The organism is Fortiea sp. LEGE XX443 (genome assembly GCF_015206815.1).
GTDB lineage: Bacteria > Cyanobacteriota > Cyanobacteriia > Cyanobacteriales > Nostocaceae > Nostoc_B.
Window position 1 is genome coordinate 14,153 of record NZ_JADEXZ010000055.1, and the last position, 26,861, is coordinate 41,013.

Consider the following 26,861-nt stretch of genomic DNA (forward strand, 5'->3'; position numbering starts at 1 on the left):
TAACTAATAAAAAAGTATTGATGTTTCAAATACGAATTGCAATAGATTTAACTCCATTATTACCTGACGGTAAAAATGGGGGAGCTAAAATATTAACATTAACACTCTTAAAAAAAATTCAGCAGATAGTTCCCAATTACCAGTTCTTATTACTAACTGCACCTTGGAATCACTTAGAATTGGCTGAGTATGAAACAGAAAATACTCAGCGAATTTTACTGACCGAATTAATTGCAGATAGTGAATCTAAATTTAGTATTCAACAAGTAAAACATTTATTCAAAAGAATTAAATTTAAATTAGCTAGATTAACTTACTTAAAAAATTTTCTTAAAACTCACCAAATTGATTTATTGTTCTGCCCATTTTCTGCTCCTAGATTTGCCGAAAATGGTATTCCAGTTGTGGCTATCGTCTATGATACGCAGCATCTTGATTATCCAGATTTTTTTGACATTAAAGAACAACAACTTCGTACAAATTTTCTCAATGATCTTATTCATAAAGCTCAAAAAATTATTTGCATATCTGAATTTTGTCGTCAGTCATTGATTAAACATTTCAACGCATCAGCTGATCAGCTTATTGTTATTCCTGTTTCAATTCAAGAGCGTTGGACTGGATTAAGTGAGGAAATAACTAATCAATATTTGTTAGAATTAGGATTATCTCATTACCGTTATGCTTTCTATCCAGCAAATTACTGGCCACATAAAAATCATCGTCTACTTTTAAAAGCTTACAAAATTTATAAACAAAAGTCTCCAGATTCATCTTTAAATTTAGTTTTCACAGGAGATTTAAAAGAACAAGAAAATCAACTGCGTCAAGAGGTTGCAGCAGCTAATCTCAATGATTGTATTCATTTTTTAGGTTTTCTTGATGAAAAACACTTAGAAGCAGTTTGGCGCAGTTGTGAATGCTTAGTTTTTCCATCTCTGTACGAAGGTTTTGGTATTCCGGTATTGGAAGCAATGTATTTTGATAAACCAGTTTTGTGCAGCAATGCGGGAAGTCTACCAGAAGTTGGGGGAGACGCAGTTATCTATTTTGATCCTAAAAATCCTGAAGATTTGGCAAATTGTTTACTCAAGATTAGTTATGATACTGATCTAGTTGCTGAATTGGTTTGTAAAGGTAGGGAAAGACTGAAACTATTTGATGGGCAAGAAATGGCTAAACAGTATCTGAATATATTTGAATTGCTCGGAGAAAAAATAATGTTATAGTCAGGTCATATTGCTGAAATTTTGCTAAGAAAATGCAAGCAATAATCTGCATTGTCTAAAACTATAGTTTACAAAGTTTGACAAAATAAGAATCCTGTATGAGTTTAAAATTTAGTGTAATTACACCTTCTTTTCGTCAAGGTTGTTTCATTGAAAGGACTATACAAAGTGTCTTATCTCAAAACATAGAAGATATGGAGTATATAATCTGCGACGGAGGAAGTGATGACGAAACGGTAGAAATCCTAAAAAAATATCATCAAAAATTACGTTGGATATCAGAAGCAGATAAGGGACAGTCTGATGCTGTCAATAAGGGAATATCTATGACAACAGGTGATATTATTGCCTGGATTAACTCAGATGATATTTATTATCCAGAAGCATTTCAAACTGTTAAGCAAGTATTTGAATCAAAACCTGAAATAGAAGTTGTTTATGGTGATGCTGATTGGATCAATGAACTAGATGATATTATTTATCCTTATCCTACAGAGGATTGGAATTATAAACGCTTGATTGAAACTTGTTATATTTGTCAGCCAGCAGTATTTTTTAAGCGTAGTCTAATTGAGCGATTTGGAAGTTTAGATACGTCTTTAGATTATTGCATGGATTATGAGTTATGGCTTCGTTATGGAAAATATGTTGATTTTTACCATATACCTCAGAAAATGGCAGGATCTCGGATGTATAAAACCAATAAAACTGTTAGTAAAAAATTACAGGCACATTATGAAGTTACACAGATGCACAAACAGAAGTTTGGTAATATACCAGATAATTGGACAATGGCATACGCATTTGTGAAAGCTGAAGAAACGACAAAACTTGATAGATTTGATGACAATCAAGTAAAAATATTGATATGGAATAGTTTAATAGAAATTATCAAATTAAAAAGTGGAATTTCACTAAAAATTATTATAAAAATAATATTTTGGTGGTTTTTTCCAAATTTATCTTGGTTTAGAAAATTGAAATTATTGGAGTACAAAAATATATAGTGCATGTAGAAATTCTATGAAAATTACTTAATGAATACAGTATATAATTACTCATCAATTCAATTAATTATTAACCTATCTATACTTTTAGATAAACCAACGGGTATCAGTAACTATGCCCAAAATATTTTTCCTTATTTAAAATTCCTCAATCCTACTTTATTAACATCCACAACTGTTTCTGAATTTAATTGCTTTCCAGTTCCAAATAATCTTACACCTGCTCATGGTACAAGAGGACATTTTAAACGCCTATTATGGACGCAATTTAAATTACCAAAAATTTATAGAAAACTGAAATCTCGGCTTTTGTTCTCCCCAATACCAGAAGCGCCTCTACATAGCAACTGTCGTTTTGTCGTGATGTCCCATGATTTGATACCACTGCGCTTTCCTAAACGCTTTTCACCGTTGACACCATATCATCGTTACTATATTCCACAAGTTTTAAAACAAGCACAGCACATTCTTTGTAATTCCCAAGCTACGGCTGACGACATTATTGATTTTTACCAAATACCAGCTAGTAAAATTACTCCTATTCCCCTAGCGCACGATCGCAACCATTTCCGCTATCTCAATCTACCAACTCGCAACTACTTTCTCTACATCGGTAGACAAGACCCCTATAAAAATTTGCATCGCCTTATCAGCGCCTTTGCTGCACTCCCCAAAGACTATGAACTTTGGTTAGCTGGGCCGATAGACAGACGTTATACGCCAGTATTACAACTGCAAGCAGAGGAATTAGGCATAACTAATCAAGTCAAGTTTCTCAACTATGTTGATTATCAGGAATTACCAAAAATTATTAATGGCGCGATCGCACTCGTCTTTCCTAGCCTTTGGGAAGGTTTTGGTTTCCCAGTTCTAGAAGCAATGGCTTGTGGTACACCAGTTATTACCTCTAATATTTCTTCTCTACCAGAAGTTGCTGGTGATACAGGAATTCTGATTAATCCCAACAACATTGCAGAAATTACCGAAGCGATGCGGCTGATTGCTACAAATTCGGAATTGCGATCGCATCTTTCTATTCAAGGTATCGCTAGAGCAAATTTGTTTAGCTGGGAAAAAACAGGTAACGCGACGGTTGAGGTGTTGTCACGTTATTTATAACAACTAAGAAGTGCTAAAATAGTCTACTCTTGGACAACTTCCACCAATTCCTCAATCATCACATCAAAAGTTCTTGCCAACTTTTGAATTGCGGTAAAATCTACAGTTGCCAGCCCAGGCGATCGCGCGTAAGTTCTGAGAGTGCTGTAAACTACACCAGAACGGTCAGATACTTCTTTTAATGTCCAGCCTTTCTCCGCAGCAAACTCTCGAATCTTCAGCCGAATCATTCCCATATTTTACTTGACAATTGACTGATATAAGTCTTTTAATAATTATACCAGATAAAAAGATCGCCCTCCGGCCTGGAAAACTGAAAGGCGATCGCATTGTTTACAATAAGCATCCCGTAAACACCGATAGGGTACTTACCTATATCTACTGACAGGGCAAATATCTACCAAAGTTACAGGTATTTTCATGGTATCATCACTCAAGCCAAGAGCGCTTGTCATCCGTGCATCAAAAATTGTTCATAAATCGTTATTTCTTAACTCACTAGCGCGATTTGTTACAGAAGAAGCAATTTGTTTGATGTTCCGCATTGGCTTCGGTGATATACATACAATCGAGTGCTGGCGCTATGTAGTTTACGTCCACGCCAAAGGTGTTAGTAAATTTGTTAGTTATGCTGATTTTCCACCGATTTTGGGTGTAGCGCCACCCAGTCTAACCGAATTGATCAAATGGCGCAGGCGGTGGCGCAAACAACATGAATATGCTTACAGAAAGCAAGCACCTGAATGGTGGGCAGAATTTTTTACGAATGAGTTTTGGCAAGCTCTTTCTGAACCTATGTTGCAAAGCTGGGGCGAACTAATCGGCTTAATCAAATTTGCTTTTCCCGAAGACACTTTACAGGAACTGCGAAAGAGCTATCGCCTAGAAAAATCGTTGCTAAATTAGGACTGAGGAACAAAAGTTATCTGTTGCAACTTGCTTGAGACTCAGCGAGAAGTTGCAAGGAGGGTCTCCCTCCGGGCAAACTTCGGTGACTCAGCACTTTAATGTACAGCTATTCAGCCGTCTTGTTAGCCGCACGATGAGCGCGTGCTTCAGCAGAAGCCATCACTTCATCCATATTTTCCAGCACTTCCCCAGGGAAATTTTCTAAAATTCTAGTAGAAATTGCTACCCTACCTTTGCCTTCATCTAAATCAATAATTACAGCCTTAATTGTTTGACCGATTTGAAAGACTTTTTCTAGAGATTCGATAAATTTTTGGCTGACTTGCTTAATATGTAGCAAAGCACTCATGCCATTTAAATCAACAAACACCCCAAATGGTTTAATGCCAGTTACTTTACCTTCAACTAGCTGACCAATTTCTAACAAGCTGAAATTACTCGAACGAGTTGCTAAACGTTGAGAAAGTACGAGTTTTTTATTGTTGCGGTCTACTTCCAAAAAGCCAGCAGTTAAAGTGTGACCTTTGAGTGCTTCTAAGTTATCACGTTCAGCTAAATGCGATCGCGGAATAAATCCCCGCAAAGATTGTAAATCGACGGTGACACCACCTTTATTCACACCTGTCACCCTAACTTCCACTGTTTGGGAATTTTCCTGCATTTGCGCTAATTTTTCCCAAATGTGCTGAATTTCTAACTGCTTTCGAGAAAGGGTTACTTGACCCTCTGCATCCTGTTCTCGAATAATCAAAAACTCTAATTCTTCTTGCAACGGCAGCACTTCCGATAAATCAGTTACCGCTCTCAAAGAAGCCTCATCGCGGGGAATATAAGCAGATGCCTTACCACCGATATCGACATAAGCCCCATCCGGATCGAGTTGGAACACTTTGCCCTGAACTACCTGTCCCTTTTGAAACTGATAGTCGTGTTTTTCTAGTGCTTTGGCAAAATCGTCCATTGTAAAAGACGAATTGGCTTTTTGAGATAGATTTGATTCGGAATTCATGACTAATGAAAATAAGTTGTTATTTAGATTGCTACGCAAAGTCAATAGTCCACAGTCTAGAGTAATTAATTTTGACCCACTGACTCACTATTGACTATTGACTCTTTTAGGTCTCATTTCAATTGCATAAACAATTGTTTTACTTCTTCCCAAGCATCAGCAGCAGCTTTTGGATTATAGCTGGGACGACGATCGCAAAAAAAACCGTGGTCAGATCCATCGTAGCGGAAGACACGATGAGGAATTTTGTATTTTTCTAACTCTGCCTCAATCTCGTCTATCTGTTCTGGGGGAATGCTGGCATCTTCCATCCCAAAGAAAGCATAAAGTGTACCTGAAATTTGGGGGGTAAGTGTCAACGTTGCAGCACTGCCTCCTGGTGTGTTGGTAGTAATCCTAGCACCGTAGAAAGAGGCAGTTGCTTGAATATCTGGGAGAGTGGCAGCAAGATAAGCAACATGACCACCAAAGCAAAAGCCAATACAACCAAAGCTATCCTGTTTAACTTGTGGCAGAGTTTTGAGATAATCAATGGCTGACTGAATATTGCTGAGTAATTCTGATGCTGTTGTTTGCATCCAAGCATATTTTCTGCCAACTTCGATATCTTCTGGGTTGTAGCCAGTTTCAAAACCAGGAGCGAAGCGATCAAAAAGTGCCGGAGCGATCGCTACATATCCTTCCTTGGCAATTCGTTCTGTCACATCTCGAATGTGGCTATTAACACCAAAAATTTCTTGCAAAACAACAATACCTGGGTAAGAACCTGGTTCTTTTGGTTGTGCCAAGTAAGCTGAGATTTGCAAATTATTTTGTAAAAGTTTAACCCATGAGGTATCTAATACTAGTTCTGTCATAATAATTTCTACTAATGCTCCGTGATTATTTGATATAACTATGCCAGTATGTTTAGGCTATTTCTGAGCCAATTATCAACTACCAAAGGTGCATATAAGTAGGTAGGTGTTAAAAATTGTCGTTATGACAAGGCAGGAGGCAGAGGGCAGAAGGCAGAAGGGAAGAGGTTTTCAAGCTACTTTACTTTCCGTTACATAGTTCGGTTTATTTGCACCTTTCTACTTACTAGAGATTTGTTAGATAAACAATATTGTTACAAATAAAAATACTATAAGTAGCAAGTGTAGCTAATCGCTGATTGTTACTTGATTCAGGAGTTTTGGTAATGATTCAATTCCGTATTCAGCCAGACAGTGAAATTCCCGCATCTAACCAGTTATTTAATCAAATCCGGTTTGCGATCGCGTCTCGCCAATATCCACCAGCTTACAAATTGCCAAGTACACGGGCATTAGCTATGCAAACTGGATTACACCGCAATACCATTAGCAAAGTTTACCGCCAGCTAGAAGATGAAGGCTTGGTGGAAAGTCTGGCTGGCTCAGGAATTTATGTCCGCGCTCAAGGCCATGAGGGCGGTAGCAGATTGCAATCACCCACTCTTCAAGAACACCCTGAAGCATACAAAGTGGTGCAACAAGCACTCGATCAACTTCTTACCCAGGGCTGTTCCCTCAATCAAGCGCGTGAGCTATTTTTAGCAGAAATGGATTGGCGTTTACGCTGTAGTTCCCAGGTGCTAGTTGCAGTTCCTTCTCAAGACCTCGGTGCTGGGGAATTGATGGTATATGAATTAGAGCAATCGTTAAAAATCCCTGTGCAGTTAATCAGGATGGAAGAATTAGCGGCTGTATTGGATAAAACTAACTCGGCTACAGTAGTCACCAGTCGCTATTTTATTGGTGAAGTAGAACAAATTGCTGCCCCAAAAGCTGTCAGAGTAATTCCGCTAGATATTTATGACTACAGTAAAGAACTCAATTTAGTAAAGGTACTTCCCAAAGAAAATTGTATAGGTATAGTCAGCCTCAGTACAGGAATTGCCCGTGCTGCCGAAGTCATTCTCCACGGTTTACGAGGAGATGAACTACTAGTGATGACAGCGCAACCAAAAGATGCTTACAAACTTCAGGCGATCGTGAAGCGGGCTGAGGTGATAATTAGTGACATAGCAAGTTTTAGGGCAGTACAGGCAGCAGTACACGCTGCTTCTGAAGATATTATCCGTCCACCGAAACTAATTAAGGTAGAAAATTACATCGGCATGAATTCAATTAACTTACTGAAACGAGAACTAGGTTTAAGTTAACCCGCAGATAGAAGAGAGAAGTATTTAGATAGGGGGAAATGGCATAGACAAACACACCTAAAAAATATCCTAGGATTATGTTTGTAGAAATGCACCCCTATATTGGTTTAGTAGAAGCCATCAAGCAACGTCGAGCAGCCAGAGCTTTTAAGAGCGATGCCATTCCCGAAGTCATTTTACAAGAAATTCTGGAACTAGCTGCACAAGCACCATCAGGCTTTAACCTCCAACCTTGGCGATTTATCGTTGTTCAAAACCAACAAAACAAAGAGAAACTCCAAGCCTGTGCTTTTAACCAACGCCAAGTAGGCGAAGCACCAGTAGTTTTAATTTGTTGCGGCGACAGGCGCGCAGCCGATATGACAAATATCACCTCTGTCATCCATCTAGGGGAAGATGAAGGCATCATGACTCCTAGCTATGCCAATTATCTGCGTTCCAGCATTCCTGAATTTTTCACCAATCATCCCAGCTTTGACACAATGGAAACCTGGACAAATCGCCACACCATGTTAGCAGTCGCTTACATGATGATTGTTGCCAAAAGCTTTGGTGTAGATAGCTGCCCAATGGAAGGATTTGTTAGCACTCAAGTTAAACAAGCATTTCAAATCCCACAAGAAGTAGACGTTTGCTGTTTACTAGCACTTGGCTACGCCACGGAACCTTTCAAACCCTACGGTGGACGCTTCCTCACAAAACAAGTTTGCTTCAGCGAAAACTATGGTGAACCTTTTGAGGTAGATGGTTAGTGAATCTTTTGATGAAATAAGTAGAATTTTAAGCTTTATTATTCAACTAAAACTATGGCGATTGTAAGTCTTTAATAGTATCTTCGCCTAAGTTTTCTATCGGCAAATCTGAAGATAATTGAGTTGGAATTCGCAGGTTAATTAAAAATACTATTTGATTTTTCTCGATATTAATATTTGTAATATTCACTATACTTTTTTCAGGTAATAACTCTAATCCCTGCACCTTTGCAGAAGAAATACTTTTATAACCAGCTTCTTCCAACCATTCCGAAATATTTCGCCAATTTTCTACCTTGCCATTACCCTTATCGACCAAACCCTTAACGTATTTATACACAGTTGCACAAAGATCAGTTTCCACACCCTTGCCATTTTTACTGAGCTTTTCCGCAATTTCCGCCGGACTGTGACCACAAAGTAACCCACGCAAATGCAGCTTTTCCACTGGTGTCAAGCGCTTTCCCTTAGCAGAAGCTAATCGGTGGTGAAGCGAGTTTAAGATTTAGTAAATTTATATCAAAAGATATGAACCATGTCTCTTGGGATAAAGCACGAACTTTTTCAAATATAGTGGCATACGACGCTCAAAAAGATAAAGTTATCTTTGATCTATCAAAAATGTAAATTTATCTTTGAGTTATGTGATATTAAGTAATTCATAAGTGATGTTCAGTTTGATTTATTTGAATGTTCAGATTCAATGAAAAGTACAAGGAGAAATGATGGATAAAAATGAAATTAAGCGTCGTATAGCTCAACGAATTGACGCTGATGATCGTTTTGCTGGTCAAGTGAAGACAGCCCTTGATGCCAATGATACAGCTTGGTTAATACAGTTGATATATGAAGTAATTGGTATTGTTATCCAAATTGGATCAGATATTTGGAATTGGCTTTGCAGTTTGTAATGCGGTTAATAAGTTTCTTAATTCAGTAGGTAAGCTAGGTTAAGGAAAACGCATTAGTTGAGAGCGATCGCCCGTAGTTTACCATCTCAAATCACTAGGAGATCGCTCTTTAACTTTCTTACATACTTAAAATTACTATATAATATATAAATATTTGCTGTCCACCACCTAATTTGGAAATACCAGAAAGAAAAGTCAAGTTGTAGGTTTATGAAAGAAAACCTCAAAATCGGCTTAAAGCAATTACTCCAAGAAAAGCGAGAAGAAATCTTTAATATCGCTGCTAAACATGGAGCCTATAACCTACGAGTTTTTGGTAGCATTGCTAGAGGAGAGGAAACAGAAGTAAGCGATATTGATTTTCTAATTGACTACGATTTAAATAAAATATCGGCTTGGTTTCCTGGCGGGTTAATCCAAGATTTAGAGGCGTTGTTAAATCGTAAAGTTGATGTTGTTACAATTCAATCTTTGCATTACTTAATTCGAGATAAAGTTCTGCATGAGGCTATATCCTTGTGAAGGATAGTCGGATTTATCTCATTCACATTCGAGATTGTATCGGTAGAATTCAGCAATATACTGCTGATGGAAAAGAAGTATTTTTTCAAGATATCAAAACTCAAGATGCTGTTTTAAGAAATCTTCAGGTAATGTGCGAATCAGTGCAAAAATTACCTAGTGATTGGAAAAATGTCTACCCAGAAATTGCATGGAGTAATATAGCTGGTTTTAGGAATCGATTAACTCATGAATACTTAAGTGTAGACTTAGATATTGTTTGGAGTGTGATTGAAAATTCTTTGCCAGATTTAGACAGAACAATTGAAGCAATGGCGCAGGAATTTTGGAACGTTTAATTTTCCCGTAAATTTAAATATTAATAATTACTCTTCCTCTGTAAGAGCCGCATCAAAAACCTGCTGTGCAGTAAAGTTAAGATTAGGGAAAGAAGGCGAGACAATCACATCATTGCCACGGAATATTCTTTTTACATATTCTCCGTCAACCAGTTCGCAGATAAAAATCGTCGGTTCTTTAGGATTACCGATAAATTCCCGTCCCCCCAACGCAGCATAATCTACAATCCAGTACTCAGGTACACCAATGATTTCATAGTCCGCAAATTTTTTATGATAATCGTCACGCCAGTTAGTACTGACAATCTCAATAATCAAGGGTATTGATGCACCGTCTATAACGGTTGATTCTTTTTTCCACAGCGGTTCGTTAACAAGATTTTTCCGATTTAGCAGCAAAATATCAGGAGAGTAGCCTGATTCATTCTCAGGCGGTTTGACTAGCGCAGTTTTCGGTAAGAAGTACGGTAATTTTAACCGTTTGTATTCTGGCACAACCTCCTCAACTAAAAAACCAACAACTCCTTCATGGCCTCCAACGGGTTGCGCCATTTCCACAATCACTCCATCATGCAATTCATAACGTCCCCCTTCGGGTCGCCACGCAGCAAATTCTTCAAATGTTACTACTTTAGGTGAGGCTTGAGTCATTCATTGCTCTTATTAATACGTTGTTTAAATTCGCGTTTAGCAGTTGTATGGTCGGTAATTAGTGTACATTCTTCCAGTAAAGAAATATTAAGTTCTGGCAATAACTCGCTCGTATCAATTTTTTTCATAGCCCTAAGTTTCTCTAAATGTCGATGGTATTTCCTCCCGTAGATGATAAATTTTGAGCCTATTGCTTTCCCAAAACCAAACCTCCGCAATACCCAAGCGCCGGTAAGTTTCTAACTTGTTAATGCTCTCACTGGTAACAATCACCTCTATTACTAAATCTGGGATGTCTTTTTCTTCTGTGATACAGTAGCATTCATCTGGTTATGCTCCTGCTTTTTTCAGCCGATTTTTCAAGGTGTTACTCCCCATAGGAGTGTATTTAACACCTTCTTCATCTAAATAACTTTCTATTAATGCACCTAAGCGTTTTTTTAATTTTTCATGTCTGAATGAAGGAGACACAATTTCTAATACCCCATCCAAATAAGTAATGCGATAATGGGAATTGTCCTCCAGTTTGCCTAGCAGCGCCTCATAAATTTCCCAACTTATGCTACTGGTGGTAAACTTTTTTTCTGGGTCTTTTGCCTTGACTATTTCTGATTCTTCTATCAATTCTTTCAGGCTTCTAACCACTGCTTTCTCCTGTTGATTTTGCTATTTAATCAACTCAGTATCTTTTCTGCTGAAGGAATTCGCAAAAACTCCCGCACCCGTTGTAAGTAAGTCGGCGCATCTTCCAACATCGGGAAATGACCCGTATTAGGAATCAAGGCAAACTCAATTTTATCGTTTAGTTCGGCTGCTTGTTTTCCCATGGCTGCCGGAATAATCTTGTCATACTCTCCCGCCACCAGCAGAGTCGGTATGGTTAACTTAGCAAACTCTTGCGGCATCACTTCCGACTGTGCTTTACTGACAGAAGTAAAAATTGTGCCTAAAGCAGCATCATAATCTGCTTCTAGAAAATCTTCTAAAAAAGCCTGGCGTTCAGCTTTTGGGATGGAACTATGCAGGAATCTCGCCATAAACATTCGATCAACAAAAGGTATTTTACTTAACCATTTGGGACGAAATTTAACTACGTAACCACCAAATTTATGAAAGTCCGCAAAAGCTTTCTCGTCGTATTCAAAAATACCGCTACAAGTTAAAATCCCTCGTTCTACTCGTTGGGGATAGCGGTTGAAAAATAAAGTCGCCACAGACGCACCCATTGAATGGGCTTGGATGTAAACAGGTACAAGATGCAACTCATCTAAAAGAACTGCCAAATCATCAGCGTATTCTTCTAACTCATAAGTTAGTTCTTGAATGGCTGCTGATGCTTCTTGGTTTGTTTCAGATGCAGCGACAGACTCACTTGCTTGAACTATAGTTGGTTTACCACGGGAACGTCCAAACCCCCGCAAATCATAGAGTAAACAATCAAATTGGTCTGATAAAGCATTTGCCGTGCTTTTCCAATATCTAGCTGAACCAGCCCAACCGTGAACAAACACCATCACAGGTTTTATTAAAGTAGTAGATGGTTGTTTCACCCACTCGTAGTAATGTTCAACACCACGAATATTAACGTAAGCCATTTTTGAGAGTTAGCATTTAGTACATTAAAGCCAGGAGTTTTGAGTGAGGAATTAATTCCTCACTCAAAACTCCTCTTTCCTAACTTTAATCAATACTCAGCACTCAACACTCACCACTTAGCACTAATTTACGCTGATTCTGGTTTGGGTAGTGAGGATGGATGTACAATAAGTTCGGCAGTAGAGCGTTTTTCCACCATTTCTCGTGTTACTGTGCAGCGAGTCACATCTTTACGAGATGGTAACTCATACATTACATCTAACATTAGTTCTTCCACGATGCCCCGCAATGCTCTTGCACCCGTTTTGCGGCGGTAGGCTTCTTGAGCGATCGCTCGTAAGGCATCTTGTTTAAAATCTATTTGGACGTTATCCATCTTCAGCAGTTTTTGGTACTGTTTCACCAAAGCACTGCGTGGTTGGGTGAGAATTGCCATCAGCGCTTCTTCATCCAGAGGATCTACTACAGCTACCATTGGTATCCGCCCGATAAATTCGGGAATCATGCCAAATTTGACCAAATCATCCGGTTCCATGTTGTGCAGAACATCGGCGGCTCGTTTTTCTTTTGATTGACCTTCTCCCGGTTGCACAAAGCCTATTGACTTTTTGCCTGCTCTTTGCTCTACAACCTTTTCTAAGCCAACAAAAGCTCCACCACAGATAAATAGAATGTTACTGGTATCGATTTGGATGCAGTCTTGATACGGATGCTTCCGTCCCCCTTGGGGTGGTACGTTAGCGATAGTGCCTTCTAGCATTTTTAGCAGGGCTTGTTGTACGCCTTCACCGGAAACATCGCGTGTAATTGATGGGTTTTCGCTCTTGCGGGCAATTTTGTCAATCTCGTCGATGTAGATAATCCCTCGTTGTGCTTCTTCTACATCCAAATCTGCCACTTGCAACAGTCGCAGCAAGATATTTTCGACATCTTCGCCGACATAACCTGCTTCTGTTAGTGTTGTAGCATCAGCGACAGCAAAGGGTACGTCCAAAATTTTGGCTAGAGTTTGCGCTAAGAGAGTTTTGCCGCAACCAGTTGGGCCAATTAGCAAAATGTTAGATTTTTGCAGTTCTACTGCATCATCCGCCCCATTTTTGCTACTACCTTTAGACTGCAAGATTGCCAGCCGCTTGTAATGATTGTAAACTGCGACTGATAAAACTTTTTTGGCTTCGTCTTGGCCAATTACATGTTCATCCAGATACTTTTTAATCTCTCTCGGCTTTGGTATCTGATTGAATGAGAGATTAGCCGAACGATTACGACGTTTTTGAGGTGGTTCAGACTTTGGTGCTGGTTGTGAGGCTACACCGTTGGTGTCTAGTAACTCCTCATCTAGTATTTCATTACACAAGTCAACGCATTCGTCGCAGATGTAAACTCCCGGCCCTGCGATCAACTTACGCACCTGCTCTTGAGACTTGCCACAAAACGAACATTTTAAATGGGAGTCGTACTTAGACATACCAGCCTCATTATTTCAGAATGGTGACGTTTTCCCCAGCTGTGGGAAGATTTTGTCGGGAGATGACCTGATCAATCAAACCGTAATTTTTAGCTTCTTCTGCCGACATAAAAAAGTCGCGGTCTGTATCTGTTTCTATTCTTTCTAGGGGTTGACCAGTATGATGAGCCAATAATTGATTCAACTGACCCTTGATATAAAGAATCTCTCTTGCTTGGATTTCTATATCAATAGCTTGACCTTGAGCGCCACCCAGTGGTTGATGGATCATAATCCGAGAATCAGGTAGAGACATACGCTTACCTGCTGCTCCGGCTGCTAACAAAAATGCCCCCATGCTCGCGGCTAGTCCAAAACATATGGTAACAACATCGGGACGGATTTGTTGGATTGTATCATAAATTGCCATTCCTGCGTAGACGGAGCCACCAGGAGAATTTATATAAAGTTGAATGTCCTTTTCTGAGTCTTCAGCATCTAAGAACAGTAACTGAGCCACAATTGAATTGGCAACAGTGTCATCTATGGGAGTTCCCAAAAATATAATCCGCTCTCGCAGCAGGCGGGAGTAGATATCAAAAGCCCTTTCTCCCATACCCGACTGTTCTACCACGGTTGGCACAATACTGCTGGGGCCGTTCATATGAGAGTTAATAGCGAGGTGACTGGAACTAGTGATGGGGTAATTTCCCGACTGCGATAAAAGCATATGAGAACATCTGACAATTAGTAGGACAGAGTTTACAGCAGCGATCGCTGCTTTTTTAACGAATGGGATTTTTATTTGAGCTATGTGTTAACCATTATGCCTCATCCACATTCTTCTCGTGTGACACAGTATCAAGCTCAAGTAATTATAGACATTGGATTTTATTTGAGCTTCCTGAAATATTAAGCCTCCATTAAATATTGACAACTGAGTGCTGAGTAAAAATTTTTCATACTTAGCACAGGCAGCTACTACCCTAACCTACTCTACGAGTATTCGCCTTGCGATCGCCTAGAAGTAGAGATAGACGAAGACTATCGTGGAGCAAGCAGTGCAGAGGCAGTAAAGAGAAACTACAGTAAAATTTCCCCTTTACTCCCTGCTCCTCCGCCTGCTTGTGGCTTTATTCCCCTGCTTCTGATTCTGCCTCAGCTTCGCTGATGTTTTCCTCAGTCTCAGGTGCAATTGCTTCTGGACTTGCGTCTTCAGATGCTGCTTCTTCGGCGCTGAAAGTTCCTTCCGGTACTAGTTCAATTGATGAGTTTTCTAAGAGCCAATCGATGATTTTTTCGGTCAGCATCTCGTTTTCCACCATAGAACGCAGTTTATCTTCGTCGATATCTTCCTCTGAGTACTGCTGCAATAGTTCTGTGACTCTCGCTTGCAGTTCTTCAGGTGTGACTGCGATAGACTCACGTTTGCCAATTTCCCGCAACGCCAGAGAACGTTTTAGGCGTTCAATCGCCTCACCGCGCGATCGCTCCCGCAATTGCGGAATAATATCTTGAGTAAACAACTTTCTGACATCCAAACCTTGCTGCGAAAGGCGCATGGCTGTTTGCGTCAGCATTGCGTCTACTTCTTGATCAATTAGAGTTCCTGGCAAGTCAATTTCTACATGCTTGACTAGTTCTGCCAATAATGCTTCTTGCTTGTTGGTTTTAGTTTTGTCCTCGGCTTCTTTTTGATACCGATCTTCTAAAGATTTCCGCAGTTCTTCTAAGGTGTCAAAGTCGCTGACTTCCTGAGCAAAGTCATCGTCTAGTTCTGGCAATTCTTTTTCTTTCAGTTCTTTGAGAGTGACAGTAAAAATTGCGGGTTTGCCAGCTAACTCTTGGTTAACGTAAGGATCTGGAAACTGGGCTGAAATTTCCTTGGTTTCACCAGGATTCATCTCCACTATGCCAGTGACAAAACCGGGAATAAATTTATCTTCCTGTAACTCTACTTGAAAATCAGTGGCTTCGCCGCCAGGAATTGGGGTTGGTTCTGCGTCTGCATCTTCGCCTTCGGCTTTGGTGATCACACCTTTAAAATCAACGACGGCGACATCACCAATTTGGGCGGCTCTTCCTTCCACAGGAATCAATGTTGCCATTTCTTGGCGTTCTTTTTCCAGAACACTATCTACCTGTGTTGAGTCGTACTTGACTTCCTCTGCTTGGGCTTGCAAACCAGTGTACTGGGTGAGATTTATTTCTGGTTCGACATCAAGGGCAATAGAAAACGTCAGGGGTTTCCCTGGTTCATAATTATTGATCAAGTCTTCAAATGAAGAGCGCAATTGCGGCTGGCCAATTGCCTGGATGTCTTCTTGTTTGACTGCTTGCTCTATACCATCTTGAATTAGTTCTTCCAGTGCTGTTGCTTTGATCCGCGCCGTCCCCAAGCTCTGAAGCAATATTTGCCGAGGCACTTTACCTTTACGAAACCCAGGAATATTTACAGTACTGGATAAGTTTTTAATAACTTGTTCGTAGGTTTGCTTGGTGATTTCTGGTGTAATCTCTATTTCTAGCCCTATTTGGCTGGCGGGAAGTTTCTCCTGGGTAACTTTCATGCTGCGTCTCTATTTAGTATTTTTAACTCTAAGTACACACAATATGCGACTTAACGCTTCTGTGGCTCGATATCTCAAGATTGGAATGGCAGGTTCCTTCAGTAGATATCCAGTTTACTGCCAATGGCAAAGGACTTGACACTTTACCACCATAACCTTATCTGTACACCCTCTAAACTGAGTCAAGATATGAGGCATCGCCTTTGTCAAAGATTTCTGATTATAGTCTGTCGAGCATTTCTCACCCATCACCTACTGCTGGAGGTAGAGTTTTATCTCAGAGGACTGACAACGTGATATTGTGGGGTTTTACCAGCAGTTTTTTGTCCCATTGTTTTTTAGTTCTGTTTGCCTAAGAAGGCGAAGTTTTACTATATGCTTACCTGCATATCTCGGTAGTTTAGTGTATTAGCTTTATTCCATTTCGGATCATAGTACATTGATCGCCGTTCTAATTCCAAACCACAATTACGACAAAATATTTGTTAACTTAAAAATCCCCCAGAATAGCTATGATTGAGAAAATATTGCTGGCAGTTTTTTCTTGAACAGTAATTTGTTGTAAAATTGTATGTACTTTTTTAAGACCACTGGTAAATTTACTAGTTAAGTATTAAGATATTGTAAATTTGTCAAATTTTTATTAAAATAAGTAACTCAAAATCAACCTAAGGTGATTAAAAAGCTGGGATAAAATCAAAAATTATTCAAAATCTGCTACTGCTACTTAAAATAAATTCAAATTCCAAAACATTACTTATCACCTCTTAAATTTTAAGGAGGAAGTTCATTTGTCAAAAACATATCGTGTAGCTATTTTAGGCGCTACTGGTGCTGTGGGCACAGAATTGCTGGAATTACTAGAAAGCCGAAACTTTCCGATTTCGGATTTAAAATTACTGGCATCTGAGCGCAGCGTAGGGCGATCGCTATCATTTAAAGGGGAGAATTTATTAGTAGAACCAATCAGCGATCGCGCCTTAGAAAATGTAGATATAGTATTAGCTAGTGCTGGCAGTTCCACATCTAAAAAATGGGCGACCATTGCCGTAGAAAAGGGTGCAGTCGTCATTGATAACTCCAGTGCCTTCCGGATGAACCCGGAAGTTCCCTTAGTTGTACCAGAGGTGAATCCCCAAGCCGCAGCCAGTCACAAAGGCATTATTGCCAATCCCAACTGCACGACAATTTTGATGACAGTGGCAGTATGGCCATTACATCAAGTAAAATCAGTACAACGCATCATTGCCGCCACTTACCAATCGGCTAGTGGGGCTGGTGCTAAAGCAATGGCAGAAGTCAAAACTCAAGCTAGTGCCATTCTGCAAGGACAAGAACCAATCGCAGAAATATTACCTTACCCATTGGCATTCAATTTATTTCCCCATAACACCCCCATCAACGATTTCGGGTACTGTGAGGAAGAAATGAAAATGGTTAATGAAACTCGCAAGATTTTCGGCACACAGCAAATCAGAATAACTGCAACTTGTGTACGGGTTCCCGTACTTCGCGCCCATTCAGAAGCCATTAACCTAGAATTTGAAACCCCATTTAGTCCAGAGACTGCCAGAGAAATTTTAAGTAACTCCCCTGGAGTGAAATTGGTAGAAGATTGGCAGGCAAATCATTTTCCGATGCCCATAGAAGCCACTGGCAAAGATGAAGTTTTAGTGGGTAGAATTCGCCAGGATATTTCTCATCCCTGCGGCTTAGAACTATGGCTTTGTGGTGATCAAATTCGCAAGGGTGCAGCTTTGAACGCAGTTCAAATTGCTGAATTATTAGTAGAAAAAAATCTACTTAAGCCAGCAGTAGCATACGTTTCTCAGTAGTTTTGCGTCATATAGTCAAAAATCAATGACAAATGACAAATCAGTACATCACTCTTGAAAGTAATTGGCGAATAGGCTATTACATTATAGAAAACCACCAAGACACAAAAAACCAAGCAGGCAATCAGGAGTAAAAAAAGGGTGGGAGATTTTGGCAGAGTTTTAACCGCTATGATCACGCCGTTTAAAGCAGACGGTAGTGTTAACTATGGTGTAGCGGCAGAACTAGCAGCATATCTAGCTAACAACGGAACGGATACATTGGTGGTATGCGGTACAACAGGAGAATCACCCACCTTATCTTGGGAGGAGGAATACCAGCTATTTTTAGAAGTATTGCAGGCTGTGTCCGGCAAAGCCAAAGTGATAGCAGGATGTGGTTCTAATTCCACCCAAGAAGCGATCGCTGCTACTCAAAAGGCAGCTAAAATAGGAGTACATGGTACATTACAAGTTGTACCTTACTACAATAAACCGCCACAGTCAGGGCTTTTTCAACACTTTCAGGCAATTGCCCAAGCTTGTCCAAACTTACCTTTGTTGGTATACAATGTTCCTGGTCGTACTGGCCAAAATATCAGTTCAGAAACAGTTGCCAAACTAGCAGAAATTGATAATATCGTGGGAATCAAAGAAGCTAGTGGTAATTTAGATCAAGCCAGTGAAATCCGTCGCTTGACATCACCAGAATTTCAGATTTACGCTGGAGATGATTCTTTAACCTTGCCCTTGTTAGCACTGGGGGCAACAGGTGTTGTCAGTGTAGCTTCTCATCTGGTAGGAAACCAACTACAGCAGATGATTCAAGCTTTTAGTGCGGGAAAAATTGTAGAAGCCAGAGACATTCATCTTCAACTTTACCCGTTGTTTAAAGCTTTATTTATCACGACAAATCCCATTCCCGTTAAAAAAGCACTCAAACTTCAAGGATGGGAGGTTGGTTCAACACGTCTGCCGCTATCTGAAGCTGACTCAGAAGTTAGCCAAAAATTAGAGGCAGCACTTCAGAAACTTAGTTTAATTTAGGCAGTAAAGGTTTAGTAAGCTGCCGAAAATGTATACATATACAAATGATTGATAGACAGATTTAGCGGATGAACTCGTCAAAACTGTACTACCACGGCTGAAAAATATTTACGATGAATCCTTCAGTGTAAAGTCGATTTTATTGAACAAACAGTTAAAAATCTAAGTGAAATTTGACTGCTTTCCGAGAGAGAGCCAGTGTTGTCTTTAATACAAGCTTGCTAACCTTCAATTTATTCACACTAAACAACAATTTAAGTAAGGAGAAAATGGCTAAAAACGAAGCTGACTCCGCCCTAAAAATTATTCCTTTGGGCGGTTTACATGAAATTGGCAAAAATACCTGCATTTTTGAATATGATGATGAAATTCTTCTGCTAGATGCGGGATTAGCTTTTCCCTCAGAAGCTATGCACGGGGTAAATATTGTTCTCCCGGATACAACTTACCTGCGGGAAAATCGCCACAAAATTAAAGGTATGATCGTTACCCACGGTCATGAAGACCATATCGGTGGGATTGCTTTTCACCTCAAGCAATTTGATATTCCTGTAATTCATGGGCCAAGACTGGCAATGGCCATGCTAGAGGGTAAATTAGAAGAAGCAGGAGTACGCGATCGCACAGAGTTGCGCTCAGTTCTTCCACGGGATGTCGTGAGAATTGGCGAACATTTTTTTGTCGAATACATCCGTAACACCCACTCGATTGCTGATAGCTTCACAGTCGCCATTCATACTCCCCTGGGTGTCGTAATTCATACAGGGGATTTTAAATTTGACCACACCCCAGTAGATGGCGAAAATTTTGACCTGCAACGCTTGGCGCAACACGGTGAAAAAGGTGTACTTTGCCTCCTGAGTGATTCCACTAACTCAGAAGTACCTGGCTTTACACCTTCAGAACGTTCAGTTTACCCCAATTTAGATCGGGTATTTAGTCAAGCCACAGGGCGATTGTTTGTCACCACCTTCGCTTCTTCTGTCCATCGCATCAACATGATTTTGCAGCTGGCACAGAAACACAACCGTGTGGTGACAGTTGTTGGACGTTCCATGCTAAATTTGATTGCCCATGCCCGTAATTTGGGTTATATCAAATGTGAAGATAATTTACTGCAACCACTACATATGGTTCGCAATCTTCCAGGCGAAAACGTGTTGATTCTCACCACAGGTTCCCAAGGTGAGACGATGGCAGCAATGACCCGCATTGCTAACCAAGAACATCCCCACATCAAAATCCGTCAAGGAGATACTGTTGTATTCTCCGCTAACCCCATTCCTGGAAACACAATTGCAGTTGTCAACACCATCGATAAATTGATGCTTCAGGGGGCAAAAGTCGTCTATGGACGGGATAAAGGTATTCACGTTTCCGGACACGGCTGTCAGGAAGACCAAAAGCTCATGATTGCTCTAACTCGTCCTAAGTTCTTCTTGCCAGTTCACGGGGAACATCGAATGTTGGTGAAGCACTCGGAAACCGCCCAAAATATGGGTATCCCCGCCGAACATATGGTGATTATCAAGAATGGGGATATCGTAGAATTGACAGAAAATTCCATCCGTGCATCGGGTAAAGTACCATCTGGTATTGAACTGGTGGATACTTCCAGTTCTGGTATGGTAAGTGCTAAAGTCTTGCAAGAACGGCAACGCATGGCCGAAGAAGGGATTGTTACTATTGCCGCAGCTATTGATTGGACTGGTAAACTCATGGCCAAGCCAGAAATTCACCTGCGGGGTGTTGTCACCAGTGTAGAGCGATCGCTGTTGCAAAAGTGGGTACAACAGCGCATTGAAGAAATTCTCAACGTGCGTTGGTCAGAATTTGTGACTTCTTTAGAAAACGAACAACCAGAAGTCGATTGGGGTGGACTGCAAGGAACTTTAGAGCGAGAATTGGCGCGTTCGATTCGGCGGGAATTGCAATGTCAACCATCCGTGACGCTGTTAATGCAAATCCCTGATGAACCACCTGTGAAAGTTTCCGATGGTAGAAGACGGCGGACTCGGACAGCTGCTCAAGTGGCATCGTAAATAATTGAGAGACGTTGCAGTGCAACGTCTCTACAAAATCAATGGTCTAATTACCTGATATAACAAGACAATCACAATTGGGACAATAATGGGTACAGCTACTAGCAGTCCCCATTTGTCAAAGCGAATTTTTTGACCATCTGATTTGAATAGTGCAGTGACAGCAATAGCTCCCATCACGACCCAGATAAAGCCAAAGACAATAAAGATGGTAAATACTGAGTCTGGCATCTTCTTTACTGTGCTTGATATAGCAGTTTAGTATCTAGACTATCTGAATACTAGAGAAATTGCACTCTTGCATTTAAACCGTTGGAGCGTAACATTTTTGTTAAGCTTTCGGCAACAGAGCGATCGCTAAATGCCCCAGCATTCACATAATTTCCTGACATAGAGACATCAGGGAAAGCGTTTGGAACAAAGCGACGCACTTTGTCGAGGGTGTCACTATTTTGCATCGGTACTGCTGCTACATAATAGCGATTACTCACAACAGAATTCATTGGCATAGAACCATCGAATCCTAATACTTGCCAAGTTTGTCCATCTACTTTACCAGTAGGATTTAGGCGATAATCTTTTTGAAATTCCAGCACAGCGTTCTTGGTGTATTCACCAAAATTACCATCCAAAGAGCGGTTAAAATAGCCTAATTGCGACAAACGCTGTTGAACTGTTTTGACGTTCTCTCCTTTGCTACCCATCGAGAGAACTACTCTGGTTGGTTGATTTGAATATCTGGCTACCCAAACTTTACGTACTGCACTCACAAGTTGAGCATCAACAATTCCATCGACGGTGAGTCCATTATCTCGCTGAAATTGGGCGATCGCATCTCGCGTTAGAGTACCGACAGTACCAGTAGGAGTGCCATTGTAGTATCCTAAATCTCGCAGTAGTTGTTGCACATCTCTGACTTGCTGAGTCGAGGCGTTGGTTCTATCAAGAACCTGATCAGAATTATATAGTGCATCCCAAGTTTGTGTATTAGCAACTCCAGTCGCCGGTATGCCAGCTTTTCGCTGAAATGCAATTACAGAATTTTTGGTAATGCTTCTGAAATTCCCTGTGGGATTCATCTTAAAGTAGCCTAAATCCCGTAAACGTTGTTGCAGTTTGGTTACAGATGCGCCATTGCTGCCTTCAGACAGGGTAGGATATTCACCACCTACACCCAAGTTACTTTGTAGTGCTTGTGCTGTTCTACTATCAAAAACTCCGTTAGCAGGAATTCCAGCAGCTTGTTGAAATCGGATGACCGACTGCCGAGTTTGTGACCCAAAATAGCCAGTACTAGAACGGTTAAAATAACCTAACTGGCGTAAATTTTGCTGTAATTGAGAAACCGCTTGACCCCTACTACCTACGCGCAATTGGTTATTAGTACTCTTACTAGAGTTTCCATTTTGGCATGATTGTTGCAAAGCTTTTTGAGTATTAGCACCCACCATTCCATCAACAACTAGTCCTCTAGCTTTTTGGAAATTCATGACTGCTGTCTGAGTTAAACTCGCAAATCTACCAGTCACTGGGCCATTAAAATAGCCTAAATTTTTTAAGCACTTCTGAATATTTGTTACTTCTGTACCACGATTGCCTACTTGCTGGAGTGCTAAAGTTTGGTCAGCTACGTTCAAAAGTCCCATAGTCAGTGCTACAGATAAAAGACGCATTGCAGCCAGACTAGACAGCTTAGGCCACTGCAAAAATTTGAACTCAAATTTTATCGGAACGACCTCGATGTTTTCTGATATCTCGTAGGCTGAGGCGACATGAAGATAACCAATGGCTTCCATGATTGTTTACCGAGTTTTTGGCTGATGACAATTCCCTGAGTCAAGAAGTTTAAGTAAAAAAAGAGAAATTTAAAAGTTTATTACCTGAGCAAAGTTGACTTGCCAGAGTGCTAGTGGTTGAATATAGATATACTATTATACCAACTTTACTGAGTGCTAATTGTGCTTTCTACTAAAGAAATATGACAATTAAAGGATGAAGAATAAATTTCTCCAGCACAGGTAATTTCATACTTCAGTTGGTACGTTCAATATTACCGATTTTTACCCAACCTTCTTGTTCGCTACCTTCGATGCGAATCTTTACCCAAGTTTTATCTGGGCTTTCTTCCAAAACGGTAATTTTTTGATTGAAAGCAACTCCACCCACCTTTTCAGCTTCTTGATTTGGTTGTGCGCGTAAACTCAAACCTTGAGACCAAGTAACACGTCCTTGATAAGCTCTAGGTGGCAATTTTTCGGGAGCTTTTGAGGGAGTTGGAGAAGTTTCTGGTGCAGATTCAGTTGTGGGTGTAGGTACAGACTCGACTTTGGGTTCTTTAGTGGATTGTTTTTTCAACGAGGGGTTATCGTTGGCAAAAATAGGTCGAGCAGGTGGTATGGCTGTTCGATTAACGAAATAAAGCGCCACTGTCAGACCTGTACCTAATAAAACAGCGATCGCTAAAACAAAACCTAGTATTAACTTTAGTAAACCAGAAAGCATAGTTAAATTAACAGTCAGTAGTCAATAGTCAATGGTCAACGGTCAATGGTCAATAGTCAACTGAAGTATGAAGTATGAATTATGAAGTGTGAAGTATGTAAATCTACCTTACAGGTAGCAACTGCTGTTAGCGACTAAGCTCACGGGCATCACTCACAAGCTAGGATAAAACTTGATCATTTATACTTCATACTTTAGCCTACCCTGCGGGTTCTGCTTTAGCAGTACACACTTCATAATCACTTAGCGTAGCTTGCCGAAAGCATCACTCAAAGGGCTGTGTTTTGAGGCTAGACGCGCTCTCCCAGCCGCAGCCCATTCTTGTAGTTTTTGAATCTGCTCTACAGCGGTTCGCGCCAAAGGAATAATTTGACTGGCGGCTTCTAAAATATCATCGGTATTGAAATCACGGTTTTGGCTAAATCCAATGTGCATGGCTTCAATGAGAGTTTGCTCAATCTCCGCCCCAGAAAAATCGGGTGTTTCGTAAGCTAACCTATCAATGTCATAGCTTTTCAAGTTATGGGGGCGCAATCGGGATAAATGAACGTTAAAAATGGCTTTTCTCTCTTCTTGGCTAGGTAAACCAACAAAGAAAATTTCATCAAATCGCCCTTTTCGCAGCATTTCTGGCGGTAAGGCTTGGATGTCGTTGGCGGTGGCGACAACAAACACAGGTGAGGTTTTTTCGGCTAACCAAGTAATAAATGTACCGAACACACGGCTAGTTGTTCCTGCATCACCTTTACTACCTAATCCTGAAAAAGCTTTGTCTATTTCATCAATCCACAATACACAGGGGGCGAGGGCTTCGGCTACTTGAATCATTTGGCGAGTGCGAGATTCTGATTCACCCACCAAACCACCGAATAAGCGCCCAACATCTAAACGTAACAGAGGTAAATGCCAATGATGAGCGATCGCTTTGGCTGTTAAAGATTTCCCAGTTCCTTGAATTCCCACCAACAATAAACCACGGGGATGAGGTAAACCATACTGACGCGCCCTTTCAGTAAATGAACCACCACGTCGCAATAGCCAGTCCTTGAGGTTATCTAATCCACCAATATCAGAAATTTGCTCGGTGGCGGGGTAGAAATCGAGAATTTGGGTTTGGCGGATAGTTTGGCGCTTTTCTTCCAAAACTAAATCTACATCTTCTGGTTGCAACTCGCCGTGAGTTGCGATCGCTCTTGACAAAACTCGCCGAATTCTCTCCATAGAAAGTCCTTGACAGGAGCGTACCAAGTCATCTAGAACTTTGCCAGACAGCGAATTACCAGTAGTTTGGAGTAAGCGTTCTATCTCTGTTTTAATTTCTGGCGCAGCGGGTAAAGGGAATTCAACAACTGTTAAAACTTCGGTTAAATCGTCAGGAATGGCGATACGCGGCGACAACAACACAATATTTTTTGGTTGCGACTTCAACAGTCGGGCAAAATTGCGGAGTTTACGAGCGATCGCCACATCGTCTAAAAATCTGTGATAGTCTCGTAGAATTATTACGGCTGGCGCTGAAGCTGGTAATTTTTCGAGAAATTCCAAAGCTTGCAAAGGATTGCGTCGCCCAAATCCCGCATCATTAGGATTTCCTTGATAACCATCGACAAAATCCCAAGTATACACGGGGCGATTACCTTGGTTAGTGGCTTCTTCCCGGATGGCTGCTTCTACCCGTTCTTCTTCATAGGTGGGGATGTAGATTAAAGGGTAACGGGCGCGGAGCAGTAATTTAAACTCTTCACGGAAGTTCATATCTAGCTGTTAGTTGTGAGTTGCTCTTGATGGCAATGTACAACTTTCTTTAGGTAAATTCATACTTAATTAACGCCAGTGCGATCGCCCAGTCAATCCAACTCTGGCGGGTGTTCACCCAATTTAACCCACATTGCCCTTGCTCGAACCAAGGCTTTTCGATTCATCTGTAATGCTGCGATTGTAGCTCGACCAAATGCTGTCAGTCCCTTCATTTCCGTCCCATTCTCACTCCAAGCAAAATGTTCCTGCCAAACTTGCTCTTGGGGATGAAATAACGCAACCGTTTCGCCACTTTGCAGATCGATAGCAGACTGGCGATCGCCCTTATAGCGATTACAAGACGGACAGGCAAAACAAAGATTCTCAAATACCGTCTCCCCACCAAGCGAAAGGGGGCGAATATGCTCAAATTCAAACGTCATCGCCGTTAGAAACTCTGCTGTTGAATATAAACTCTGAAATTGCTGTTGAGAAAAAAAAGTTAAAAAATCCGCCTTTGAAACTGCACTATCTGGGCGATCGCGCACTACGTCAACTAGAGCGATCACCGATATCGTAGGTTGGTTTGAGGTAATGAAACCCAAGCAATAAGGATTGATGCCACTAAAATATAAGCATCATTCAAGAGTGAGGTGTTTATGGGTAAAGAAGAAGAACTACTTGAACACTGGCGAGAACTCACACCAGAAAAGCAACAAAAAGTTTTAGAGTTTGTTGAACTACTTAAATCTGAGTCAGAAACAAGATCCCCCGAATCTGATTTTGTGCCACAAACGCCCTTAGCCAAAAAATTGTGGGAAATTCGACAACGAGCGATCGCGTCTGGATTACAACTGCTCAACGAAGACGAAATTGCACTTGAACTGGCTGCACGTCGAGGTGGACTTTGTGAGTCTTAAGAAGACATACATAGACTCTGGTGTACTCATCACCGCTTTTCAGGGCATTCATTCAGTTAGTATCAGAGCAAATCAAATTCTTAACGATGATCAGCGGGAGTTCGCTTCAAGTCGCTTCGTTCAGTTAGAAGTCTTGCCTAAAGCCAGCTATAACAAGCAACAAGACGAAACAGAATTTTACGAAACCTTTTTTAGTGCTGTCATCCACTGGGCAACTGACTTTGAGAAAGTTATCCAAAATGCTCACCAAATTGCCTGTACTTACGGTTTAGCTGCGATGGACGCAATTCATGTGGCAGCTGCTCTACAAATTAAAGCTGATCAACTGATCACCACTGAAAAGCCAACCAAACCAATGCACCGAGTCACAGAAATCCAGATTATTTCCTTATAAATCATGCGATCGCCCACAGTAGCCGGCATTGGAGAGGAGAGCAAAACCCTCATTTCGTTGCTCCTCCCTCTCCTGAAGGAGACGCTTCGCGTAGACTTCGGCATGAGCTCATACCAATTCACGAAAATCTTGATACAAATTAATGGTTTTTAATTCTTTCCCCCTGCTCCCTGCCCCC

General features: G+C 40.7%; 30 protein-coding genes and 1 pseudogene. 15 read left to right on the forward strand and 16 right to left on the reverse strand.

The genetic code is table 11. The annotated features are described in order from the left end of the window. Positions 1–20 precede the first annotated feature (20 nt). From IQ259_RS18950 to IQ259_RS18960, 3 genes are all read left to right on the forward strand, one after another. Positions 21–1,229: a glycosyltransferase family 1 protein gene (locus tag IQ259_RS18950; protein WP_193887551.1), complete on the forward strand. Its 1,209-nt coding sequence runs from the start codon at positions 21–23 to the stop codon at positions 1,227–1,229. A 98-nt stretch (positions 1,230–1,327) separates the two neighbouring features. Next, positions 1,328–2,236 (forward strand): glycosyltransferase family 2 protein, encoded by a 909-nt coding sequence (locus IQ259_RS18955; RefSeq protein ID WP_193887552.1) that lies wholly within the window; start codon positions 1,328–1,330, stop codon positions 2,234–2,236. A gap of 30 nt (positions 2,237–2,266) precedes the next feature. Then, positions 2,267–3,355, forward strand: coding sequence for a glycosyltransferase family 1 protein (locus tag IQ259_RS18960; RefSeq protein WP_193887553.1), 1,089 nt, complete (start codon positions 2,267–2,269; stop codon positions 3,353–3,355). A 23-nt stretch (positions 3,356–3,378) separates the two neighbouring features. Here IQ259_RS18960 and IQ259_RS18965 read toward each other — a convergent pair whose 3' ends face one another. Beyond that, positions 3,379–3,591, reverse strand: a complete 213-nt coding sequence (locus IQ259_RS18965; protein ID WP_062293164.1) for a helix-turn-helix domain-containing protein — start codon at positions 3,589–3,591, stop codon at positions 3,379–3,381. Positions 3,592–3,775: 184 nt separating this feature from the next. Here IQ259_RS18965 and IQ259_RS18970 point away from each other — a divergent pair, with 184 nt between their 5' ends. After that, positions 3,776–4,261, forward strand: a complete 486-nt coding sequence (locus IQ259_RS18970) for a hypothetical protein (RefSeq protein WP_193887554.1) — start codon at positions 3,776–3,778, stop codon at positions 4,259–4,261. A gap of 109 nt (positions 4,262–4,370) precedes the next feature. Here the strand turns inward: IQ259_RS18970 and IQ259_RS18975 are convergent, their stop codons facing one another. Together IQ259_RS18975 and IQ259_RS18980 are read right to left on the reverse strand one after the other, a co-directional pair. Beyond that, positions 4,371–5,273 carry a S1 RNA-binding domain-containing protein gene (locus IQ259_RS18975; RefSeq protein WP_193887555.1) on the reverse strand — a complete coding sequence of 301 codons (903 nt, stop codon included), beginning with the start codon at positions 5,271–5,273 and terminating at the stop codon, positions 4,371–4,373. Between the two features lie 113 nt (positions 5,274–5,386). After that, on the reverse strand, positions 5,387–6,130 hold the full coding sequence (locus IQ259_RS18980; RefSeq protein WP_193887556.1) for a dienelactone hydrolase family protein: 744 nt from the start codon (positions 6,128–6,130) through the stop codon (positions 5,387–5,389). Between the two features lie 326 nt (positions 6,131–6,456). Between IQ259_RS18980 and IQ259_RS18985 the strand changes: the two genes are divergently transcribed. Continuing rightward, entirely contained in the window at positions 6,457–7,440 is a 984-nt protein-coding gene (locus tag IQ259_RS18985) for a GntR family transcriptional regulator (RefSeq protein ID WP_193887557.1), read from the forward strand. An 89-nt stretch (positions 7,441–7,529) separates the two neighbouring features. Next, positions 7,530–8,192, forward strand: coding sequence for a nitroreductase family protein (locus IQ259_RS18990; RefSeq protein WP_228014638.1), 663 nt, complete (start codon positions 7,530–7,532; stop codon positions 8,190–8,192). 52 nt (positions 8,193–8,244) lie between these two features. Here IQ259_RS18990 and IQ259_RS18995 read toward each other — a convergent pair whose 3' ends face one another. Further along, on the reverse strand, positions 8,245–8,649 hold the full coding sequence (locus tag IQ259_RS18995; protein ID WP_228014639.1) for a helix-turn-helix domain-containing protein: 405 nt from the start codon (positions 8,647–8,649) through the stop codon (positions 8,245–8,247). A gap of 265 nt (positions 8,650–8,914) precedes the next feature. Here IQ259_RS18995 and IQ259_RS19000 point away from each other — a divergent pair, with 265 nt between their 5' ends. The 3 genes from IQ259_RS19000 (at position 8,915) to IQ259_RS19010 (ending at position 9,963) form a co-directional block, all read left to right on the forward strand. Continuing rightward, entirely contained in the window at positions 8,915–9,103 is a 189-nt protein-coding gene (locus IQ259_RS19000; RefSeq protein WP_193887559.1) for a hypothetical protein, read from the forward strand. Positions 9,104–9,313: 210 nt separating this feature from the next. After that, positions 9,314–9,625: a nucleotidyltransferase family protein gene (locus tag IQ259_RS19005; RefSeq protein ID WP_228014640.1), complete on the forward strand. Its 312-nt coding sequence runs from the start codon at positions 9,314–9,316 to the stop codon at positions 9,623–9,625. Beyond that, positions 9,622–9,963, forward strand: coding sequence for a DUF86 domain-containing protein (locus IQ259_RS19010; RefSeq protein WP_193887560.1), 342 nt, complete (start codon positions 9,622–9,624; stop codon positions 9,961–9,963). The genes IQ259_RS19005 and IQ259_RS19010 overlap by 4 nt, the downstream gene beginning before the upstream one ends. A gap of 27 nt (positions 9,964–9,990) precedes the next feature. Here the strand turns inward: IQ259_RS19010 and IQ259_RS19015 are convergent, their stop codons facing one another. The 7 genes from IQ259_RS19015 to tig form a co-directional block, all read right to left on the reverse strand. Further along, on the reverse strand, positions 9,991–10,614 hold the full coding sequence (locus IQ259_RS19015) for a Uma2 family endonuclease (RefSeq protein WP_193887561.1): 624 nt from the start codon (positions 10,612–10,614) through the stop codon (positions 9,991–9,993). Between the two features lie 132 nt (positions 10,615–10,746). After that, positions 10,747–10,887, reverse strand: a complete 141-nt coding sequence (locus IQ259_RS27785) for a hypothetical protein (protein WP_339383941.1) — start codon at positions 10,885–10,887, stop codon at positions 10,747–10,749. 57 nt (positions 10,888–10,944) lie between these two features. Next, on the reverse strand, positions 10,945–11,259 hold the full coding sequence (locus IQ259_RS27790; protein ID WP_339383942.1) for a hypothetical protein: 315 nt from the start codon (positions 11,257–11,259) through the stop codon (positions 10,945–10,947). A 29-nt stretch (positions 11,260–11,288) separates the two neighbouring features. After that, positions 11,289–12,209: an alpha/beta fold hydrolase gene (locus IQ259_RS19025; RefSeq protein ID WP_193887562.1), complete on the reverse strand. Its 921-nt coding sequence runs from the start codon at positions 12,207–12,209 to the stop codon at positions 11,289–11,291. Positions 12,210–12,337: 128 nt separating this feature from the next. Beyond that, positions 12,338–13,678, reverse strand: coding sequence for an ATP-dependent protease ATP-binding subunit ClpX (gene clpX, locus IQ259_RS19030; RefSeq protein ID WP_193887563.1), 1,341 nt, complete (start codon positions 13,676–13,678; stop codon positions 12,338–12,340). A 10-nt stretch (positions 13,679–13,688) separates the two neighbouring features. Beyond that, positions 13,689–14,387, reverse strand: a complete 699-nt coding sequence (clpP, locus tag IQ259_RS19035) for an ATP-dependent Clp endopeptidase proteolytic subunit ClpP (protein ID WP_193887564.1) — start codon at positions 14,385–14,387, stop codon at positions 13,689–13,691. Positions 14,388–14,790: 403 nt separating this feature from the next. Next, complete coding sequence (tig, locus tag IQ259_RS19040) at positions 14,791–16,227, reverse strand: trigger factor (RefSeq protein ID WP_193887565.1); 1,437 nt, start codon at positions 16,225–16,227, stop codon at positions 14,791–14,793. A gap of 791 nt (positions 16,228–17,018) precedes the next feature. Between tig and IQ259_RS19045 the strand changes: the two genes are divergently transcribed. The 3 genes from IQ259_RS19045 (at position 17,019) to IQ259_RS19055 (ending at position 21,130) form a co-directional block, all read left to right on the forward strand. Continuing rightward, positions 17,019–18,062 carry an aspartate-semialdehyde dehydrogenase gene (locus IQ259_RS19045; RefSeq protein WP_193887566.1) on the forward strand — a complete coding sequence of 348 codons (1,044 nt, stop codon included), beginning with the start codon at positions 17,019–17,021 and terminating at the stop codon, positions 18,060–18,062. A gap of 141 nt (positions 18,063–18,203) precedes the next feature. Next, entirely contained in the window at positions 18,204–19,088 is an 885-nt protein-coding gene (gene dapA / locus IQ259_RS19050; RefSeq protein ID WP_193887567.1) for a 4-hydroxy-tetrahydrodipicolinate synthase, read from the forward strand. A gap of 269 nt (positions 19,089–19,357) precedes the next feature. Beyond that, complete coding sequence (locus tag IQ259_RS19055) at positions 19,358–21,130, forward strand: ribonuclease J (RefSeq protein WP_193887568.1); 1,773 nt, start codon at positions 19,358–19,360, stop codon at positions 21,128–21,130. A 30-nt stretch (positions 21,131–21,160) separates the two neighbouring features. On the opposite strand, the gene IQ259_RS19060 is transcribed toward IQ259_RS19055, so the two are convergent. The 5 genes from IQ259_RS19060 to IQ259_RS19080 all read right to left on the reverse strand — a co-directional run bounded on the left by IQ259_RS19060 (position 21,161) and on the right by IQ259_RS19080 (position 25,812). Then, a complete protein-coding gene (locus tag IQ259_RS19060; protein ID WP_193887569.1) occupies positions 21,161–21,361 on the reverse strand; it encodes a hypothetical protein in 201 nt (66 codons plus the stop codon). Between the two features lie 50 nt (positions 21,362–21,411). Beyond that, a complete protein-coding gene (locus tag IQ259_RS19065; protein WP_193887570.1) occupies positions 21,412–22,926 on the reverse strand; it encodes a peptidoglycan-binding protein in 1,515 nt (504 codons plus the stop codon). Between the two features lie 235 nt (positions 22,927–23,161). Beyond that, positions 23,162–23,632 carry an SH3 domain-containing protein gene (locus IQ259_RS19070; protein WP_193887571.1) on the reverse strand — a complete coding sequence of 157 codons (471 nt, stop codon included), beginning with the start codon at positions 23,630–23,632 and terminating at the stop codon, positions 23,162–23,164. A 243-nt stretch (positions 23,633–23,875) separates the two neighbouring features. Then, on the reverse strand, positions 23,876–25,387 hold the full coding sequence (locus IQ259_RS19075; protein ID WP_193887572.1) for an AAA family ATPase: 1,512 nt from the start codon (positions 25,385–25,387) through the stop codon (positions 23,876–23,878). Positions 25,388–25,479: 92 nt separating this feature from the next. Next, a complete protein-coding gene (locus IQ259_RS19080) occupies positions 25,480–25,812 on the reverse strand; it encodes an HNH endonuclease (protein ID WP_193887578.1) in 333 nt (110 codons plus the stop codon). Positions 25,813–25,838: 26 nt separating this feature from the next. On the opposite strand from IQ259_RS19080, the pseudogene IQ259_RS27250 reads away from it, so the two are divergent. The 3 genes and pseudogenes from IQ259_RS27250 to IQ259_RS19090 form a co-directional block, all read left to right on the forward strand. Then, positions 25,839–25,925 (forward strand): annotated as a pseudogene (locus tag IQ259_RS27250) (peptide deformylase); the annotation flags it as partial. A gap of 103 nt (positions 25,926–26,028) precedes the next feature. Further along, complete coding sequence (locus IQ259_RS19085; RefSeq protein WP_193887573.1) at positions 26,029–26,289, forward strand: hypothetical protein; 261 nt, start codon at positions 26,029–26,031, stop codon at positions 26,287–26,289. Next, complete coding sequence (locus IQ259_RS19090; RefSeq protein WP_193887574.1) at positions 26,279–26,683, forward strand: PIN domain-containing protein; 405 nt, start codon at positions 26,279–26,281, stop codon at positions 26,681–26,683. Before IQ259_RS19085 ends, IQ259_RS19090 begins: the two co-directional genes overlap by 11 nt. Positions 26,684–26,861: the final 178 nt, after the last annotated feature.